This is a genomic window from Pseudomonas sp. JQ170C (assembly GCF_035581345.1).
GTDB lineage: Bacteria > Pseudomonadota > Gammaproteobacteria > Pseudomonadales > Pseudomonadaceae > Aquipseudomonas.
The window spans coordinates 1,214,991-1,232,388 of record NZ_CP141608.1; the positions used below are offsets into that span (position 1 = coordinate 1,214,991).

The window sequence follows — 17,398 nt, forward strand, 5'->3', positions numbered from 1 at the left end:
TACAGCAGCTACCGCGTTCCCCCCGATCAACTTGCAGCGTGCGCCTTGACGCGTGCAGCTGCATCAGAGATTGAGTCATGGCCCTCGATATTCACGCTCACCGAATCCTGATCCTCGACTTCGGTTCCCAATACACCCAGCTGATTGCCCGCCGCGTGCGCGAGATCGGCGTGTACTGCGAACTGCACCCGTTCGACATGGACGACGAAGCGATTCGCGAATTCGCCCCGCGCGGCATCATCCTCGCTGGCGGCCCCGAGTCCGTGCATGAAGCCAACAGCCCACGTGCCCCTCAGGCCGTCTGGGACCTGGGCGTACCGGTATTCGGCATCTGCTACGGCATGCAGACCATGGCCGAGCAACTGGGCGGCAAGGTAGAAGGCTCCGAGCTGCGCGAATTCGGTTATGCCCGCGTTGACGTAGTCGGCAAGAGCCGCCTGCTGGACGGCATCGAAGACCACGTCGATGCCGACGGCGTCCTCGGCCTGGACGTCTGGATGAGCCACGGTGACAAGGTCACCATCATCCCTGAAGACTTCCAGATCCTGGCCAGCACCCCGAGCTGCCCGATCGCCGGCATGGCCGACGACAAGCGCGGCTACTACGGCGTGCAGTTCCACCCGGAAGTGACCCACACCAAGCAGGGCGGTCGCATCCTCTCGCGCTTCATCCTCGACGTCTGTGGTTGTGAAGCCCTGTGGACCCCGTCGCACATCGCTGACGACGCCATTGCCCAAATCCGCGCCCAGGTCGGCACCGACAATGTGCTGCTGGGCCTGTCTGGCGGCGTTGACTCCTCGGTGGTTGCAGCCCTGCTGCACAAGGCCATCGGCGACCAACTGACCTGCGTCTTCGTCGACAACGGCCTGCTGCGCCTGCACGAAGGCGAGCAAGTGATGGCCATGTTCGCCGAGAATATGGGCGTCAAGGTGATCCGTGCCAACGCCGAAGAGCAGTTTCTGAACAACCTGGCCGGCGAAGCCGACCCAGAGAAGAAGCGCAAGATCATCGGTCGCACCTTCATCGACGTGTTCGATGCCGAGTCGAACAAGCTTGAGAACATCAAGTACCTGGCCCAGGGCACCATCTACCCGGACGTGATCGAGTCGGCTGGCGCCAAGAGCGGCAAGGCTCACGTGATCAAGTCGCACCACAACGTCGGTGGCCTGCCTGAGGAGATGAACCTCAAGCTGGTCGAGCCGCTGCGCGAGCTGTTCAAGGATGAGGTTCGTCGCCTTGGCCTGGAGCTGGGCCTGCCGTACGACATGGTCTACCGTCACCCGTTCCCGGGCCCGGGCCTGGGTGTGCGTATCCTCGGTGAAGTGAAGAAGGAATACGCCGACCTGCTGCGTCGCGCCGACCATATCTTCATCGAAGAACTGCGCAAGGCCGACTGGTACCACAAGGTCAGCCAGGCGTTCGTGGTGTTCCAGCCGGTGAAATCGGTGGGTGTGGTCGGTGACGGCCGTCGCTACGCCTGGGTCGTGGCCCTGCGTGCAGTAGAAACCATCGACTTCATGACCGCACGTTGGGCACACCTGCCTTACGAGCTGCTGGAAACCGTCAGCGGCCGGATCATCAACGAGATCGAAGGCATCTCCCGCGTCACCTACGACGTGTCGAGCAAGCCACCAGCGACCATCGAGTGGGAATGATCCCGCTAGCGGGTTGAGAAACGCCACGTCCCTTCGGGGCGTGGCGTTTTTTTTGGCTGCAGTTCCCGCCCGCGCAGCCAGCCCCTGCGGCAACTCTTCACTTAATCTTTCTCAATTGCAGGTGTATCGTATTCGCCCTTCATCGCCGGCCCCGCGAGCGCCGGCATGTTGTTCCTGGCATTACGAGGTACCTGCTGCATGTCTTTTACCCGGCGACAAATTCTCGGTGGCCTCAGCGGCCTGGTGGCGATCGGCCTGGGCGCTGGAGGCGCGGCCCGCTACTGGCTGGGTCGTCCTGATCCGAATGCCGGGCACGACTACGAGTTGATCGCAGCGCCATTGGATGTGGAGCTGGTGTCGGGTTTCAAGACCGAGGCCTGGGCCTTTGGTCCGTCGGCACCGGGGACCGAGCTGCGGGCGCGGCAAGGTGACTGGCTGCGGGTGCGCTTCATCAATCACCTGCCGGTTCCGACCACCATTCACTGGCACGGCATCCGCCTGCCGCTGGAGATGGATGGGGTGCCGTACGTCTCGCAACTGCCGGTGCTGCCGGGTGAGTATTTCGATTACAAATTCCGCGTGCCCGACGCCGGCAGCTATTGGTACCACCCTCATGTGAACAGTTCCGAAGAGCTGGGCCGTGGGCTGGTGGGCCCGCTGATCGTCGAGGAGCGCGAGCCTACCGGCTTCAAGCACGAGCGCACCCTGAGCCTGAAAAACTGGCACGTGGACGAGCAGGGCGCCTACCTGCCGTTCAGTATTCCCCGCGAGGCGGCGCGCGGCGGCACGGCCGGGCGGCTGATCACCATCAACGGCCAGCCCAATGCGGTGGTCGATATGCCTGCCGGGCAGATCGTGCGGGTGCGCCTGCTCAACCTGGACAACACCCTGACCTATCGCATCAACCTCAAAGGCAACTTCGAGGCGAAGGTGTATGCGCTCGACGGCAACCCGGTCACCCCGCGCCCACTCGGAAAGGCCTACTGGCTGGGCCCTGGCATGCGTATCTGCCTGGCAATCAAGATGCCGCCGGCGGGTGAGGAAATCTCCCTGCGCGACGGCTCCGTGCGCCTGGGCACCCTGCGTTCGGTAGCCAGCAGCGAGGCGCCGGGTGACTGGCCGCCAGCGCTGCCAGCCAACCCGGTGGCCGAGCCGGACCTGGCCAATGCCGAGAAGATCAATTTCAACTTCGAGTGGGTCGGGTCGGTGTCGGTGAACACCGAGAACGGCGCGCCACCGAGCCTGTGGCAGATCAACGGCAAGGCCTGGGACATCACCGACAAGACCTGCGCCGACCGCCCGATCGCCACGCTCAAGAAGGGCAAGAGCTATATCTTCGAGCTCAAGAACATGACCCAGTACCAGCACCCGATTCACCTGCATGGCATGAGTTTCAAGGTGATCGCCTCCAATCGGCACAAAATTGAAGAGCCGTGGTTCACCGACACCTATCTGCTGGGCAAGAACGAGCGTGCCCAGGTAGCGCTGGTGGCGGATAACCCGGGGACCTGGATGTTCCATTGCCACGTGATCGACCACATGGAAACCGGCCTGATGGCCGCGATCGAGGTGGTGTGATGCGTCAGCCACTTATCGTTGATCGCAGCCGCGATCAGGAATTCATGCGCCAGGCCCTGGACCTGGCTGCCCAGGGCGCTGCCATGGGCGAGGTGCCTGTGGGGGCTGTGCTGGTGCAACATGGCCAGGTCGTCGGGCGCGGTTTCAACTGCCCGATCAGCGGCAGCGACCCCAGCGCCCATGCCGAAATGGTCGCCATCCGGGCTGCGGCCCAGGCGGCAAGCAACTACCGGCTGCCGGGCAGCACCCTCTACGTGACCCTGGAGCCCTGCAGCATGTGCGCCGGGCTGATCGTTCACTCGCGCATCGCTCGGGTGGTCTATGGCGCCCTGGAGCCCAAGGCGGGGGTGATACAGAGCCAGGGACAGTTCTTCGCCCAGGGGTTTCTCAACCACCGGGTGATGTTCGAGGGGGGCGTGCTGGCGGAGGAGTGTGGAGCGATTCTGTCGGAGTTCTTCAGGGCGCGCCGGGCAAAATCCTGAAGCGGTAGGAGCGGGCTTGCCCCGCGAGGCGGTGTGACAGACCAATCGCTATCGCGGGGCAAGCCCGCTTCTACGGTGGGGTCATGGCTACAGCGGAGGGGAGGGCTCTGGCGGTTTGGTCTTGTCGACGCCCGGCATGTGCAGGCTGCCTTCGGCCACCTGGCTGCCTTCAAGCTGCGGCTGGGTCACCCAGGTGAGGATGTCGTAGTAGCGACGGATGTTGGCCACAAAATGTACCGGCTCGCCGCCGCGGGCGTAGCCGTAGCGGGTCTTGGTGTACCACTGCTTCTGTGACAGGCGCGGGAGCATTTTCTTCACGTCCAGCCACTTGTTCGGGTTCAGGCCTTCACGCTGGGCCAGCTTGCGGGCATCGTCCAGGTGTCCACCGCCCACGTTGTAGGCGGCCAGGGCAAACCAAGTGCGGTCCGGTTCCTTGATCTTGTCGTCGAGCAGGGATTTGACGTACATGAAGTACTTGGCCCCGCCACGAATGCTTTGCACCGGGTCCAGGCGGTTGGAAACGCCCATGGCCTGGGCGGTGCGCTGGGTCAGCATCATCAGGCCGCGTACGCCGGTCTTGGAGGTGACTTCAGCCTGCCACATCGACTCCTGGTAGCCGATGGCGGCCAGCAGGCGCCAGTCGACCTGTTCTTTCTTGGCGTATTCCTTGAAGTGCTTCTCGTAGCGCGGCAGGCGCTGCTGCAGGTGCTGGGCGAAGGTGTAGGCACCGACGTAGCCCAGTACATCGACATGACCGTAATAGCGGTCTTTGAGGCGCTGCAGGGTGCCATTCTTCTGCACCTTGTCGAGAAATTCGTTGATCTCGTTGAGCAGGCTGTTGTCTTCCCCGGCAGCCACTGCCCAGCGCTGGTCGCGGGCATCACCCAGGTCGAAGGCCACCCGCACCTTGGGGAAGTACACCTGGTTCATCGCCAGTTCGTTGGAGTCGACCAGGGTCAGGTCGATCTGGCCTTCATCGACCATGCGCAGCAGGTCGACCACCTCGACGGCATCGGACTCTTCGTATTCCAGGGCGGGGTACTGCTTCTTGAGTTCCGCCAGTTGCTCGGCGTGGGTACTGCCCTTGAGCACCATGATCTTTTTGCCGACCAGGCCCTTGGCATCGGTGGGCCGCGAGCGACCGTTGCGGTAGATGATCTGCGGGGTCACTTCCAGGTAGGGGTGGGAAAAGCGTACCTGGGACTTGCGCCGTTCGCTGCTGACCAGGCCCGCGGCTGCCAGGACCGGGCCGGACGGCTTGCCGAGCTGGTCGAACAGCTCGTCGAGGTTGTCGGCGGTCTCGACTTTCAGTTCCACGCCAAGGTCATCGGCAAAGCGTTTGACCAGCTCGTACTCGAAGCCGGTTTCACCGTTGCGGTCCTGGAAGTAGGTGGCGGGGCTGTTGCGGGTGATCACGCGCAGCACGCCGTCCTCCTTGACGCGCTCCAGGGTGCTTGGTTTTTCAACACAAGCACCGAGCATCAGGAAGAGTCCGGTTGCGATGAGCCATCTGGCGCAGCGCTGGCGCAAAGCGGTATGGGCGAACATAGCTTGCAGTATACGCAAAGGACCGGCCCCGCCATATCTCGACAACCGATAGCTTGTCTGCTAGCGGTCTTTACGATAGAGGGTGGCAGGTTACTACGCTTGCGTGGTTTTTTTGACCCCCAAGTCCGGTTTGTTCCGCCGACATGCGGCCGCGTCAGAATGCTGTGTTGCGGGTGCCGGAACCATCGGATTTAGGCTAGAATGCACGGCCTCTAAGCACACCCCCTTCCTGAGGCTGTCCCGACGATGTTGATCCTGCGCGGCGCTCCTGCCCTTTCTGCCTTTCGCCACGGTAAATTACTCGAGCAATTGAGCCAGAAAGTCCCCGCTGTTAGTGGTTTGTATGCTGAATTCGCTCATTTCGCCGAGGTTGACGGCGAGCTGACCGCCGACCAACAGCACGTGCTTGCGCGCCTGCTCAAGTACGGTCCAAGCGTTCCGGTACAGGAGCCGACCGGGCGTCTGTTCCTGGTCATGCCGCGATTCGGCACCATCTCGCCCTGGTCGAGCAAGGCCAGCGACATTGCCCACAACTGCGGCCTGGAAAATATCCGTCGTCTGGAACGCGGTATCGCCTTCTATGTCACCGGCCAGCTGAGCGACGCTGAAGCAGCCGACGTCACCGACGTGCTGCACGACCGCATGACCCAGATGGTGCTGACCAAGCTTGAAGACGCCGCCGGCCTGTTCAGTCATGCCCAGCCCAAGCCGATGACCTCCGTGGACATCCTTGGCGGCGGCCGCGCCGCGCTGGAAAAGGCCAACGTCGACCTGGGCCTGGCCCTGGCCGAAGACGAAGTCGACTATCTGGTCGCCGCCTTCCAGGGCCTCAAGCGCAACCCCAACGACATCGAACTGATGATGTTCGCCCAGGCCAACTCCGAGCATTGCCGTCACAAGATCTTCAACGCCAGTTGGGATATCGACGGCCAGAGCCAGGAAAAAAGCCTGTTCGGCATGATCAAGAACACCTACCAGATGCACAGCGAAGGCGTGCTGTCCGCTTACAAGGACAACGCTTCGGTGATCGTCGGTAACGTCGCCGGCCGCTTCTTCCCGAACCCTGAAACCCGCCAGTACGGCGCGGTGCAGGAGCCGGTGCACATCCTGATGAAGGTCGAGACCCACAACCACCCGACCGCCATCTCGCCGTTCTCCGGCGCGTCCACCGGTTCCGGTGGCGAAATCCGCGACGAAGGTGCAACCGGCCGTGGCGCCAAGCCAAAAGCCGGCCTGACCGGCTTCACCGTCTCCAACCTGAACATTCCTGGCTTCGAGCAGCCATGGGAACAGGCCTACGGCAAGCCGGACCGTATCGTCACCGCCCTGGACATCATGATTGAAGGCCCGCTCGGCGGCGCGGCGTTCAACAACGAGTTCGGCCGTCCGGCGCTGACTGGCTACTTCCGTACCTTCGAGCAGTCGATCAACACCCCCCACGGTGAAGAAGTGCGCGGCTACCACAAGCCGATCATGCTCGCCGGCGGCATGGGCAACATTCGCGAAGATCACGTGCAGAAGGGCGAGATCACCGTCGGCGCCAAGCTGATCGTCCTCGGTGGCCCGGCCATGCTGATCGGCCTGGGCGGCGGCGCGGCTTCGTCGGTAGACACCGGCGCCAGCTCCGCAGACCTGGACTTCGCCTCGGTGCAGCGCGAGAACCCAGAAATGGAGCGCCGCTGCCAGGAGGTCATCGACCGTTGCTGGCAGATGGGCGACAACAACCCGATCGCCTTCATCCACGACGTCGGCGCAGGCGGTATCTCCAACGCCTTCCCTGAGCTGGTCAACGACGGTGGCCGCGGTGGCCGCTTCGAGCTGCGCAATGTGCCCAATGACGAGCCGGGCATGGCCCCGCACGAAATCTGGAGCAACGAATCTCAGGAACGTTACGTTCTGGCGGTCGACGCGGCCGACTTCGAGCGCTTCCAGGCCATCTGCGAGCGCGAGCGCTGCCCGTTTGCAGTCGTGGGCGAGGCGACTGCCGAGCCACACCTGACCGTTACCGACAGCCACTTCGGCAACAGCCCGGTAGACATGCCGCTGGACGTGCTGCTGGGCAAGCCGCCGCGCATGCACCGTTCGGTTACCCGCGAAGCGGAACTGGGCGACGATTTCGACCCAAGCGCCCTGGAGCTGCAAGACTCCGTCGAGCGCGTGCTGCGTCACCCGGCCGTTGCCAGCAAGAGCTTCCTGATCACCATTGGCGACCGCACCATCACCGGCCTGGTTGCCCGCGACCAGATGGTCGGCCCTTGGCAGGTGCCGGTGGCGGATGTTGCCGTCACTGCCACCAGCTTCGACGTCTACACCGGTGAAGCCATGGCCATGGGCGAGCGTACCCCGTTGGCCCTGCTCGACGCCCCGGCTTCGGGCCGCATGGCCATCGGCGAGACGCTGACCAACATGGCCGCCTCGCGTATCGAAAAACTGTCCGACATCAAGCTGTCGGCCAACTGGATGTCCGCAGCCGGTCACCCGGGTGAAGACGCGCGTCTTTACGACACCGTCAAGGCCGTGGGCATGGAACTGTGCCCTGAGCTGGGCCTGACCATTCCGGTGGGCAAGGACTCCATGTCCATGAAAACCCGCTGGAGTGAAGAGGGCGCGGAAAAATCCGTCACCTCGCCGCTGTCGCTGATTGTCACCGGCTTCGCACCGGTCACCGACATTCGCAAGACCCTGACCCCTGAACTGCGCATGGACAAGGGCGAGACCGATCTGATCCTGATCGACCTCGGCCGTGGCAAGAACCGCATGGGCGCCTCGATCCTGGCCCAGACCCACGGCAAGCTCGGCAGCCAGGCACCGGACGTCGACGACGCTGAAGACCTCAAGGCCTTCTTCGCCGTGATCCAGGGCCTGAATGCCGATGGTCACCTGCTGGCCTACCACGACCGTTCCGACGGTGGCCTGATGACCACTGTGCTGGAAATGGCCTTTGCCGGTCATTGCGGCCTGGAGCTGGAACTCGACACCCTGACCAGCAAGCGTGAAAAAATTGCCGCCATCCTCTTCAACGAGGAGCTGGGCGCGGTGATCCAGGTGCATCAGGACGCTACCCCGGACGTGCTGGCCCAGTTCAGCGCTGCCGGCCTGGGTGAAGACTGCGTCGCGGTGATCGGCCAGCCGATCAACAACGGCGAAGTGCTGATCAAGCTGGCCGGTGAAGAGCTGTTCAAGGGCGACCGTCGTCTGCTGCAGCGCCAGTGGGCTGAAACCAGCTACAAGATCCAGCGCCTGCGTGACAACGCCGAGTGTGCCGACCAGGAATTCGACGTCCTGCTCGAAGAAGACAACCCGGGTCTGTCGGCCAAGCTTGGCTTCGACGTCAACGACAACATCGCGGCGCCTTACATCAAGAAGGGCGTCCGTCCTCAGGTGGCGGTGCTGCGTGAGCAGGGCGTCAACGGCCAGGTCGAGATGGCAGCCGCCTTCGATCGCGCCGGCTTCAACGCCATCGACGTGCACATGAGCGATATCCTCGCCGGTCGCGTTGACCTGAACGCGTTCAAGGGCCTGGTGGCCTGCGGTGGTTTCTCGTACGGCGACGTACTGGGCGCCGGTGAAGGCTGGGCCAAGTCTGCGCTGTTCAACAGCCGTGCCCGTGATGCCTTCCAGGGCTTCTTCGAGCGTACCGACAGCTTCACCCTGGGTGTGTGCAACGGTTGCCAGATGATGTCCAACCTGCACGAGCTGATTCCGGGCAGCGAGTTCTGGCCGCATTTCGTGCGTAACCGTTCCGAGCAGTTCGAGGCCCGTGTGGCCATGGTCGAAGTGCAGAAGTCGAACTCGATCTTCCTGCAGGGCATGGCCGGTTCGCGCATGCCAATCGCCATCGCCCACGGTGAAGGTCACGCCGAATTCGCCAGCCAGGAAGCCCTGCTTGAAGCCGACCTGTCCGGTTGCGTGGCCCTGCGCTTCGTCGATAACCACGGCAAGGTCACCGAGACCTACCCGGCCAACCCGAACGGTTCGCCGCGCGGGATCACCGGTCTTACCAGCCGCGACGGTCGCGTCACCATCATGATGCCGCACCCTGAGCGAGTCTTCCGTGCCGTGCAGAACTCCTGGCGTCCGGATGACTGGAACGAAGACGCGGCGTGGATGCGCATGTTCCGCAACGCGCGGGTATGGGTGAACTAAGGGTGTACAAGCTCGCCTTCTTCGTCCCGCCCAGCCATGTGGACGTGGTCAAGACCGCAGTGTTCGCCGCTGGCGGCGGACGCATCGGCGACTACGACTGCTGCGCCTGGCAAGTGTTGGGCCAGGGCCAGTTCCGCCCGCTGGAGGGCAGCCAGCCGTTCATCGGGCAGTCTGGTGTGGTCGAGCAGGTCGAAGAGTGGCGGGTGGAGCTGGTGGTGGCCGACGCATTGATTGCGTCGGTGGTCGCTGCGCTCAAGCAGAGCCATCCTTACGAAACCCCGGCTTATGAGGTCTGGCAACTCGCAGATTTCTGAGGCCACTCAAAAAGCCGCGACCGGTTCAACACCGGTCGCGGCTTTTTTGTGCCTGCAGGGGGCACGTTGGTGCAGGTTAATGGTTGCTGGTGGGCTGATTGACACTCGATGCCACGGTGGTGGTGCGGTCGTGGCCACTGGTGCGAACCAGCCCCAGGTCAAAGGGCTTTTCGTCGTTGGTGCTGCTGTTGCCGGGCTTGTAGGCTTCGATCAGGCCAGTGATCAGGTCTGCCGGCGTGTTGGAGGCGTTGATGCCCACTTCGCGACGGTAGTCACGGCCGTTGAGCGTTTGCTGGGTGACAGCGCTTGAGCCCAGGTCAACCTTGCCCTTGGCGGTCTGAAGCCGGGCGCCGGACAGTTCGGTAGCGCCTGCGACATTCAGGTTGATGCCGTCACGACCACTGAGCGCGCTTTGGCTGGTCACCGATTCGCGCTGGGTGTGTTCAAGCTTGAAGTTGAACGTGGGCGACAGGCCCGGATCGACTTTCTGCGCCACCGGCCCGACGGCTTTCTCGGCCTTGCCGCCCAACGGGCCGGCAAAGGCCTTGGCGGCATTGAGGTAGCCCTGTGGGTTCTTCTCTTTGCTCAGTCGAGCGTCGACGTCCACCTTCACGGCATTGATCCGGTCCTGGCGGCTGGCCACGCGCAGGCTGCCACCGATGTCACCCTCAATCATTCCCGCGTCCATGCGTACGCCTTCCAGGCGAGTGTCGGCGAGGCTGTTGAGGGTGATGTGTTGAGCGCGCCACTGACTGTTCTGGTATGTGAGGTTGTCACGCTGATCGATGACCCCCTGAAAGCGTCCATACAGCCCGCGCTTGTTTTCGTCCTTCGTGGCTCCCGGCATGCTGTTGAAACCTGCGCCTGCCGTGAGGTCCAGGTTGTTGCGGTGCTCGGTGCTGCGGGCGGCCTCGATCAAGGTGCCACCGTTGACGGCATTGATGGCCACCTTGCCCGCTGTGACGTTCACGCCTTGCAGATGCACGGCATCATCCTGAAAGTCGGTACTGGTGATGGCCACGGTATCGGTGGCAAACCATTGGGCGCCGGTCGCGGTGGTGCTGGTCTCGTCCGTGCGTCCGGAACCGATATGACCACCCAGGCCGCCGCCCTTGCCATTGGCGGACGTTTTGCCAAGCAGCTCCAATCCGCACCCCAGGCTGCTGCCCTGGGCCCGGTGGGTGTCGGTGGCCGCCTTGACTTGCAGGGGGCCATCGGCGTGCAGCGTGATACTGCCTACTTTGTTGTTGCTGCTACCGATGCGGGTGCCGACCAGCTCCAGGGTGCCGCCGGATTTGAGCAGTACATTCCCCTTGGCATCGACTTGCGCCACTCGGCCCTGGGTGTCTGCGCGCTCGGCTTTTTTCTGGTCCAGGTAGCCGCGAAACTCCAGCCCCTTGCCGGCAGGGCTGTTGCCGCCCTTGGCCCAGGCGTCGCCTTTGAGCTCGTTCAGTTGCGAAAGCTGTTGATCCTGAGCCTGGGTCAAGCGCAGGTCGCCTGCCGCCTCTATCTTCAATGAGCCGTCACCGGCATCGAGGCGGGTGCCTTCGTAGATACCGTCACTGCCCAGTTGCACCTGGATGCCGGTCTGCCCGTAAAGGCTGCCGGGGCGTGCCGTTCGTGCGCTGTTGTCTGTTTGCTGGCGCCCACCTTTGCCGGAAAGGCGCAGGTTGATGTCGCTGCCGGTGCTGGTTTCGACCCGCGCGCCCGCCTCGACATCCAGTCGGTCGAGACGGCTGTGGCTGCTGTCGTAGGCGGCGGCCAGGCGATGGGATTGCGCCTCGATCGACAACGCCTCTTTCGCCGACCGGTATTGGCTGCCGGTATCCTCGATGGTCGTGGCCTTGACCTTGATGGCGCCCCCCGTGAGCTCGGTAACCTGTGCCGTGCTGGTCTGATGGCTTTCTTCGCGGTTCAGGTGCTTTGCATCAAGGTCGGCGCCCAGGGTAGGCGGGGCCAGGGCATCTTCGACACCTGACTGCTGGAAGCGACTGCCTTCTTCACCTTTGGCCAGCCGCTCAATCGGGCGGGTAATGTCACGATAAACAAGGCTCGCCCCCAGGCTTGCCTGCCAGTTCCTGTCGGTCAGCCTTGTGCTGTGGGTGTCGGCCTGTGCGCGGTTCTCAAGGGTGTCGGCTCCCACCAGCAAGGTCTCACCAGCCTTGATACTGGCCGCTTCGGTGACCATCTTGCCGGTGTTGATCTTCAGGTCATGGCTGGCGGCAAGGCTGCTAGCCTGGGTCTGGGCGCCTGTTTCTTCCTTCACCTGTTGCTGGTGATAGCCCTCGAAGGCGCTGCCCACCGCGTCGATACCGCCACTGAGCTTGAGCCCGCCACCACTGTGTGTGGTGGTCGTCGTGGTGGCTTGCTCGTTGTGGGCGGCCGTCAGGTTCAGGTTCTTGGCGTCGATTTCCACATCGCCGCCATTGGCCGCGACATGGGAGCCGTTGATGGTGACATCGCTTTGGCTGATGAGCTGTACCTGGCCACCACTGAGCTCGCTGGCAATCTGTGTCGTGTCGTTTTTGCGGGTGTCGACGGTGCTGACGTTATAGCCCACTGAAGCGTTGTACTGGTGCGAATCGGCTTTCCCATCCACAGCGTCCTGGGTCTGGCTGGCGCTGGCGGTGAAGCCTCTGGCTTGCTCCTGGGTATGCAGGGTTTGCTGTTGTTCGGCGGTGCTGAGGGTGATGTCTTTTTGCGCCTTGAGTTGCAATTGCTGGCCGGCACTGAGCTTTGAGCCGATCACGCGAATCTCGTCGGCACTGGCCAGGCGCAGGTTGCTGTCGGACGACACATCGCTGACCAGCACCTCCTTGCGTTGCTCCTGGTGTTTCGTGGTGGTGCCTATCAGCCCGAACAGCTTGCTGTCGTCTTGGCGTTGGCTAAGGCTGGCTTCATTTTTCGCCGCTTCAATCGACAGCCGGGCCTTTTCGCTGACCAACAGGGCATCGCCCTTGCTCTTGACCGTCGAACCTCGGATTTGCACTTCATCTGCCACGACGGTCAACGCGCCGTCGACCTGGATCGTGCTGCCGCTGGCTTTCTTGCCATTACCCTCGGTCTTGCCGTTCTTGCCAAAGAACGCGCCAGAAACCAGGTCGCCCCGGTAGTCCTTGCTGTTCTGGCTATGGTTGAGGGCGACTTCGGCCACCTCCAGGCTGCTGGCCTTGAGGGTGATATCCCCCGGGCTCACGACCTTGCTGCCCAGTAGTTGCGTAGCGCCACCGGACTCCAGGGACACCTGTTTTCCGGACAAGGTGCTCGCCTTGGCCCGTTCTTCATAGGCACTGCTGTCTTTGTCGCCGCGCCAGAGGTGCTTGCGATGGCGGATCTTTTCGTCGACCTGGCTGCTTTCGATACCGGCTGCAAGGGTGAGCGTATCGCCGGCCTTGACCTTGAGTTCTGAGCCGGCATCCACCGTTGCGGCCACCAGGTTCATGTTCTGTCCGGATTCCAGGGAAATGCCCTGGCTGGCGCGCAGCTCGGTGCCGTTGAGCGTGTTCTCGGTGCGGGTGGTGTCACGGCTGTAGGTTTCAGTGGTGACGAACCACCATTTGTTCTCGCGACTTTCGTTGTCTTTGGTCAGGTTTTTCCGGGTCTGGGTATCAAGGGTCAGGTTTTTCCCGGCGTTGGCCTGGATCTGCTGCGCATTGACGTTCACGGCGCTCAGGCCAAGATCCTGTGCGGCGGTCAGGGTCACTGCACCGTGTTCGGCGCTGAGCAGGCTGGATCGTGTGGCGTTGCCGCTGACCTGCAGGGCGCCCGCCGAATGGATCTCGATACCCTCACGGCCGATGACCTGTCGCGAGCCCACGTTGACGCCGGCGCCCTCGGCGGTGCTGACGATGCGGATACGGCCGGCCTGCATGGCGCCAAGCAAATTGGCATCGATGCTGCCATCGCCGGAAGCCAGGTGTTCGAGTAGCTGATGGTCGCTGTTGCGAATCAGGTTGCGTCCCGCCGTCAGGTTCAGCGTGTCGCGGGCCGTGAGCGGTCCCTTGGTGTCGATGCGTGGGGCAATCAGGTCGAGGGCGCCCTCAAGGTTGCGCTGGCCGCCGTCGAGTACCTGCAGGCTGCCGTTGGCGTTGCGGGTGTCGAGCTGATGGATGCCTTGCCCTTCGAGCACGACATTGCCAACCAGGAACCCCGCCCGGGTGGTGTTGATGAAGCTGCCGCCGTTGAGGGTGATGCCGTTGGGGTTGGCGAGGATGTAGTCGGCCGGTCGGCCGAAGATCTCCTGGGGGCCCTCGATGCGCGAGGCGTTTTTGCTGATGACTTCGGCGAGGATGGTCGAGGCGGCCTGGCCCTGGAACTGGGGGTTGGCTGCCAGGGCGCCGGCCAACTGCGATTGCCCTGCCTCAAGGGCGTTGTTGAGCACCACGCCGGGTGTGCGGACGTTGTAGTCCAGGAACTGGTTGTGCGACAGCCCAGTCCCGTTGGGGGTAACGATGTCGATGACCGGTACGCCGTGGCCGTTGGAGATCACGGGGGTGCCGCCGGGGCCGGTAGTGGCCTGCAGGCCGTTGTCGGCATGGGCCATGTAGGGAGCAAGCAGGCTGACGGCAATCATCCAGCGCAGGTGATTGGGCGATCGCCATGTGGGGGTAGGAAGGGTCGGTGTGGTGTACATCGTGGTCTCTCTTTTTTTGGTTGTGACATCAGATGTTCAGTACCCACTCCAGCAGCCAGAAACCGGGTTCAAGGTCCTGGCGACGTTGTCCGCTGACATGGAGTGCGCGTTGGTAATCGAGCTTGAGCTGGCTGCCCGGCATGCTCAGCTCAAGGCCTGCAAAGGCGCCGGCCAGTCGTTGTGAGGTGCTGCCGTGGTCGTATTTGCCCCAGCCCAAATCAACGCCAAGGGCGGGGCGAAGGACCAGGCTGTGGGGCAGGTCCAGCGGCAACGGCTGGCTCAGGCTGTTGCGCCAGACGGCAGCGCTGGCACCGGCGACCACGTGTTGGCGAAAGCCCCGTACGGCGGTGTGGTCAGTCACTTGTTGCTGTTCGACGGCAGGCAAGGGATCGGGGCTGTACTGCAGGTTCAGCTCGCTCTGCCAGCGCCATGGCCAGGCGGGGTCCTGGCCGTTACGCAGGTGCAGGAGGTTGGCGCGGTACTTGCGAAACTGCGGCTGGGGGGCATGGCGGCTACGCCGGGCAGGGTCGGCACCGAGCCAGTCCAGGCCCTGGGAAAGTCCCAGGTAGGCGCTCCACAGGCCGTCGTCCAGCCACAGCAGGTTCAGGCCGGCCTCCAGGCTGGTGAGGGTCGGGCTCTGCAGGGGCAGGCGGTAGTCGGCCAGGCGGTTTTCCAGGCGCTTGTGCTCAAGGCGCCAGCTGGTGCTGAGCAAGCCTTGCTGGTTGCGCCACAGGTTTCGCTCCAGCCCCAGGCTGAAAAACTCACTGTGGCCGCTGCTGTACAGGCGCTTGCCAGGCAAGCGCGCCTGGTACTGCAGCTGATAGAGACTCAGGGCGTAGCTCCAGGGACCGTAGGGAATGCTGTAGTACAGGCCGCCGCCACGGCTGTAGCTCGTACCCGACTGGAGCGTGGAGTTGACTGAGAGCTGGAAGAAGTCGTTGAGCTCAAGCGGGCTGTCCAGACCCAGGCCAAGGCTCAGGCGTTCACGTCCGGTCACTTCGCTGCCGCGGTTGTCGAGGCTACTGCCCAGGTGCCAGCGAGCACCGAGCTGGCGTGGCGTGATCAGCACCCGGGTCGCCCCTTCGACGCTGCCGGGCAGCAGGTCGGCGGCCAGGTCGAAGGCCTTGAGCCGATTGAGCTGGTCCATGCCCTGTTCCAGTTCGTCCAGGCGCAGCGGCTGGCCGAGCAGGGTCGGGAAGGCGCTGCGCAGTGAAAGTGGCAGGTTGGGGTTGGCCAGCTCGATCGACTCGACGAAGCCTTCGACGATGACGATGTCCAGTGTGCCGCCGGCGTGCGGGCGGCTGTTCAGATAAGGTCGGCTGGTGAGGTAGCCGGCATCGACATAGCGCTGGGTGATGGCCTTGAGCACCTGATTGACCTGCGCCGGGGTCATGCAGGGTTTGATCAGCGGTTGCAGGGCAGGGGCGAGATCGGCCAGAGACAGTTGCTGATTGCCCGCCAGGCGTATGCCGCTCAGGGGCCAGCAGGCGGCAGGGGTGGGCTCGGTGGGCGGTGAGGTGGCTGGTTGCGTGGGGGGATCGTCGGTCCGCTGCAGCGTACGCAGGCGCTGGCGCTGCTCCAGCTGTTCCTGTTGCAGGCGTTGCTCACGCAGCTGCTGCATGACGGGCACGCCCTCTGCGGCAGCCGATTGATCGGCCCACAGCAAGGCACCCGCCATGGCCAGGGCGAAGGTGCGAAACGAGATGCGGCGTGAGCGGGGCATAGGCGAGCGTCCAGGGATGGCGGGTGGTCCGGCCAGCTGGATGTTAAGGACGCTGCTATTTGTCTGGATGCACTACCGAGCCGGATGGCGGGTAGGGCGCGAGGCAGGTTTTTGTCAGGGTGGTCCGGCGCAATGCACCGGAATGTAGGACGAGCTGTCAGGGGCGGATTTCGATCATCGTGCCGTCCGGCACCATGTTCCACACTTCGCGCATGTCGCGGTTGGTCATGGCGATGCAGCCTTCAGTCCAGTCCAGGGTGTGGAATACCTCTTCGGGGTACTCTTCATCGAGCGGTGTGCCGTGGATCATGATCATGCCACCGGGGGGCACGCCTTCGCGCCGGGCCCGCGCCGAATCGCTGATGTTCGGGTAGGACACATGCATCGCCAGGTTGTAGCGGTCGCTCTCCTTGCGCCAGTCGATCCAGTAGAAACCTTCCGGGGTGCGCTTGTCGCCCTCGCGCAACTTGGGCCCCTTGGGCTGCTTGCCCAGGGAGATGCGATAGGTCTTGAGCGGGGCGCCACCACTGATCAGTTGCAGGCGGCGCTCGGACTTGAGCACCAGGATCTTGTCGATCTGTGCCGTTGCTGCCGGTTTTAGTTGGAGAGGCGAGGGCGCGACCTTTTCAATAGGCTTGGTCACGATGGTTTCGGTAAACGCTGCCTGGGACACCGAAGCCACACTGAGGCAGAAAAGGGCAAACAACCAGCGCATGAAACGATATCCCTGAAAACTAGGTGTTGAGTGACGAAATGAGCAATGGCGACAGACATTCGTTGCCAATCGGATAGCGCTGCTCGATGCGGTCACGATAGTAGCATTCTAGGGTACGGCTCACGGTCCTGAAAGCCAGCTCGTCCCATGGAATCTCACTTTCATCGAAAAGTCGCACTTCCAGGCTCTCGACGCCGACGGCAAAGTCCAGGTCGGCAAGTTCGGCGCGAAAGAACACGTGCACCTGGTTGATGTGCGGCAGGTCGAACAGCTGGTACAGGCTCATCTGTCCGACCCGGGCACAGGCTTCCTCGACGGTTTCGCGACGGGCGGCCTGTTCCATGGTTTCGCCGTTCTCCATGAACCCGGCCGGCAGGGTCCAGTAACCCCGGCGGGGTTCGATGGCGCGGCGGCACAACAGCACCTGGCTGCCATGGGTCGGCAGCACGCCAGCGACGATGTTGGGGTTCTGGTAATGGATGGTCTGGCAGTGATCGCAGACATAGCGCAGGCGGGTGTCGCCCTCGGGAATGCGTTGAATCACCGGTTTGCCGCACGCACTGCAGAATTTCATGCTTTTATTCCTGTAGGTTGCGCCTATCTT

At 63.2% G+C, this 17,398-nt stretch carries 10 protein-coding genes; 5 read left to right on the forward strand and 5 right to left on the reverse strand.

The window, feature by feature from the left end; all coding sequences use genetic code 11:
• The first annotated feature begins 77 nt into the window (after positions 1-77).
• From guaA to tadA, 3 genes are all read left to right on the forward strand, one after another.
• On the forward strand, positions 78-1,655 hold the full coding sequence (gene guaA, locus U9R80_RS05540; RefSeq protein WP_301837317.1) for a glutamine-hydrolyzing GMP synthase: 1,578 nt from the start codon (positions 78-80) through the stop codon (positions 1,653-1,655).
• A gap of 198 nt (positions 1,656-1,853) precedes the next feature.
• Entirely contained in the window at positions 1,854-3,233 is a 1,380-nt protein-coding gene (locus tag U9R80_RS05545; protein WP_301837316.1) for a multicopper oxidase family protein, read from the forward strand.
• Positions 3,233-3,715 carry a tRNA adenosine(34) deaminase TadA gene (gene tadA, locus U9R80_RS05550; RefSeq protein ID WP_301837315.1) on the forward strand — a complete coding sequence of 161 codons (483 nt, stop codon included), beginning with the start codon at positions 3,233-3,235 and terminating at the stop codon, positions 3,713-3,715. Before U9R80_RS05545 ends, tadA begins: the two co-directional genes overlap by 1 nt.
• Before the next feature lie 87 nt (positions 3,716-3,802).
• On the opposite strand, the gene mltF is transcribed toward tadA, so the two are convergent.
• The gene (mltF, locus tag U9R80_RS05555) at positions 3,803-5,263 is read right to left on the reverse strand and encodes a membrane-bound lytic murein transglycosylase MltF (RefSeq protein WP_301837314.1); all 1,461 of its coding nucleotides are present in this window, start codon (positions 5,261-5,263) and stop codon (positions 3,803-3,805) included.
• A gap of 246 nt (positions 5,264-5,509) precedes the next feature.
• On the opposite strand from mltF, the gene purL reads away from it, so the two are divergent.
• Both purL and U9R80_RS05565 read left to right on the forward strand, forming a co-directional pair.
• Positions 5,510-9,409, forward strand: a complete 3,900-nt coding sequence (gene purL / locus U9R80_RS05560; RefSeq protein WP_301837313.1) for a phosphoribosylformylglycinamidine synthase — start codon at positions 5,510-5,512, stop codon at positions 9,407-9,409.
• Between the two features lie 2 nt (positions 9,410-9,411).
• A complete protein-coding gene (locus U9R80_RS05565) occupies positions 9,412-9,723 on the forward strand; it encodes a Nif3-like dinuclear metal center hexameric protein (RefSeq protein WP_301837486.1) in 312 nt (103 codons plus the stop codon).
• A 76-nt stretch (positions 9,724-9,799) separates the two neighbouring features.
• Here U9R80_RS05565 and U9R80_RS05570 read toward each other — a convergent pair whose 3' ends face one another.
• The 4 genes from U9R80_RS05570 to U9R80_RS05585 all read right to left on the reverse strand — a co-directional run bounded on the left by U9R80_RS05570 (position 9,800) and on the right by U9R80_RS05585 (position 17,368).
• Positions 9,800-14,356, reverse strand: coding sequence for a hemagglutinin repeat-containing protein (locus U9R80_RS05570; RefSeq protein ID WP_301837312.1), 4,557 nt, complete (start codon positions 14,354-14,356; stop codon positions 9,800-9,802).
• A gap of 28 nt (positions 14,357-14,384) precedes the next feature.
• A complete protein-coding gene (locus U9R80_RS05575) occupies positions 14,385-16,079 on the reverse strand; it encodes a ShlB/FhaC/HecB family hemolysin secretion/activation protein (RefSeq protein WP_301837311.1) in 1,695 nt (564 codons plus the stop codon).
• A gap of 157 nt (positions 16,080-16,236) precedes the next feature.
• Complete coding sequence (locus U9R80_RS05580) at positions 16,237-16,794, reverse strand: L,D-transpeptidase family protein (protein ID WP_301837310.1); 558 nt, start codon at positions 16,792-16,794, stop codon at positions 16,237-16,239.
• Between the two features lie 19 nt (positions 16,795-16,813).
• Complete coding sequence (locus tag U9R80_RS05585; protein WP_301837309.1) at positions 16,814-17,368, reverse strand: NUDIX hydrolase; 555 nt, start codon at positions 17,366-17,368, stop codon at positions 16,814-16,816.
• Between the last annotated feature and the right edge of the window lie 30 nt (positions 17,369-17,398).

Excerpts from the sequence above, each read along its gene's own strand:
- purL (WP_301837313.1), top strand. The coding sequence starts at position 5,510 with ATGTTGATCCTGCGCGGCGCTCCTGCCCTTTCTGCCTTTCGCCACGGT.
- U9R80_RS05575 (WP_301837311.1), bottom strand. The coding sequence starts at position 16,079 with ATGCCCCGCTCACGCCGCATCTCGTTTCGCACCTTCGCCCTGGCCATG.
- mltF (WP_301837314.1), bottom strand. The coding sequence starts at position 5,263 with ATGTTCGCCCATACCGCTTTGCGCCAGCGCTGCGCCAGATGGCTCATC.
- guaA (WP_301837317.1), top strand. The coding sequence starts at position 78 with ATGGCCCTCGATATTCACGCTCACCGAATCCTGATCCTCGACTTCGGT.
- U9R80_RS05585 (WP_301837309.1), bottom strand. The coding sequence starts at position 17,368 with ATGAAATTCTGCAGTGCGTGCGGCAAACCGGTGATTCAACGCATTCCC.
- U9R80_RS05580 (WP_301837310.1), bottom strand. The coding sequence starts at position 16,794 with ATGCGCTGGTTGTTTGCCCTTTTCTGCCTCAGTGTGGCTTCGGTGTCC.
- U9R80_RS05545 (WP_301837316.1), top strand. The coding sequence starts at position 1,854 with ATGTCTTTTACCCGGCGACAAATTCTCGGTGGCCTCAGCGGCCTGGTG.
- tadA (WP_301837315.1), top strand. The coding sequence starts at position 3,233 with ATGCGTCAGCCACTTATCGTTGATCGCAGCCGCGATCAGGAATTCATG.
- U9R80_RS05570 (WP_301837312.1), bottom strand. The coding sequence starts at position 14,356 with ATGTACACCACACCGACCCTTCCTACCCCCACATGGCGATCGCCCAAT.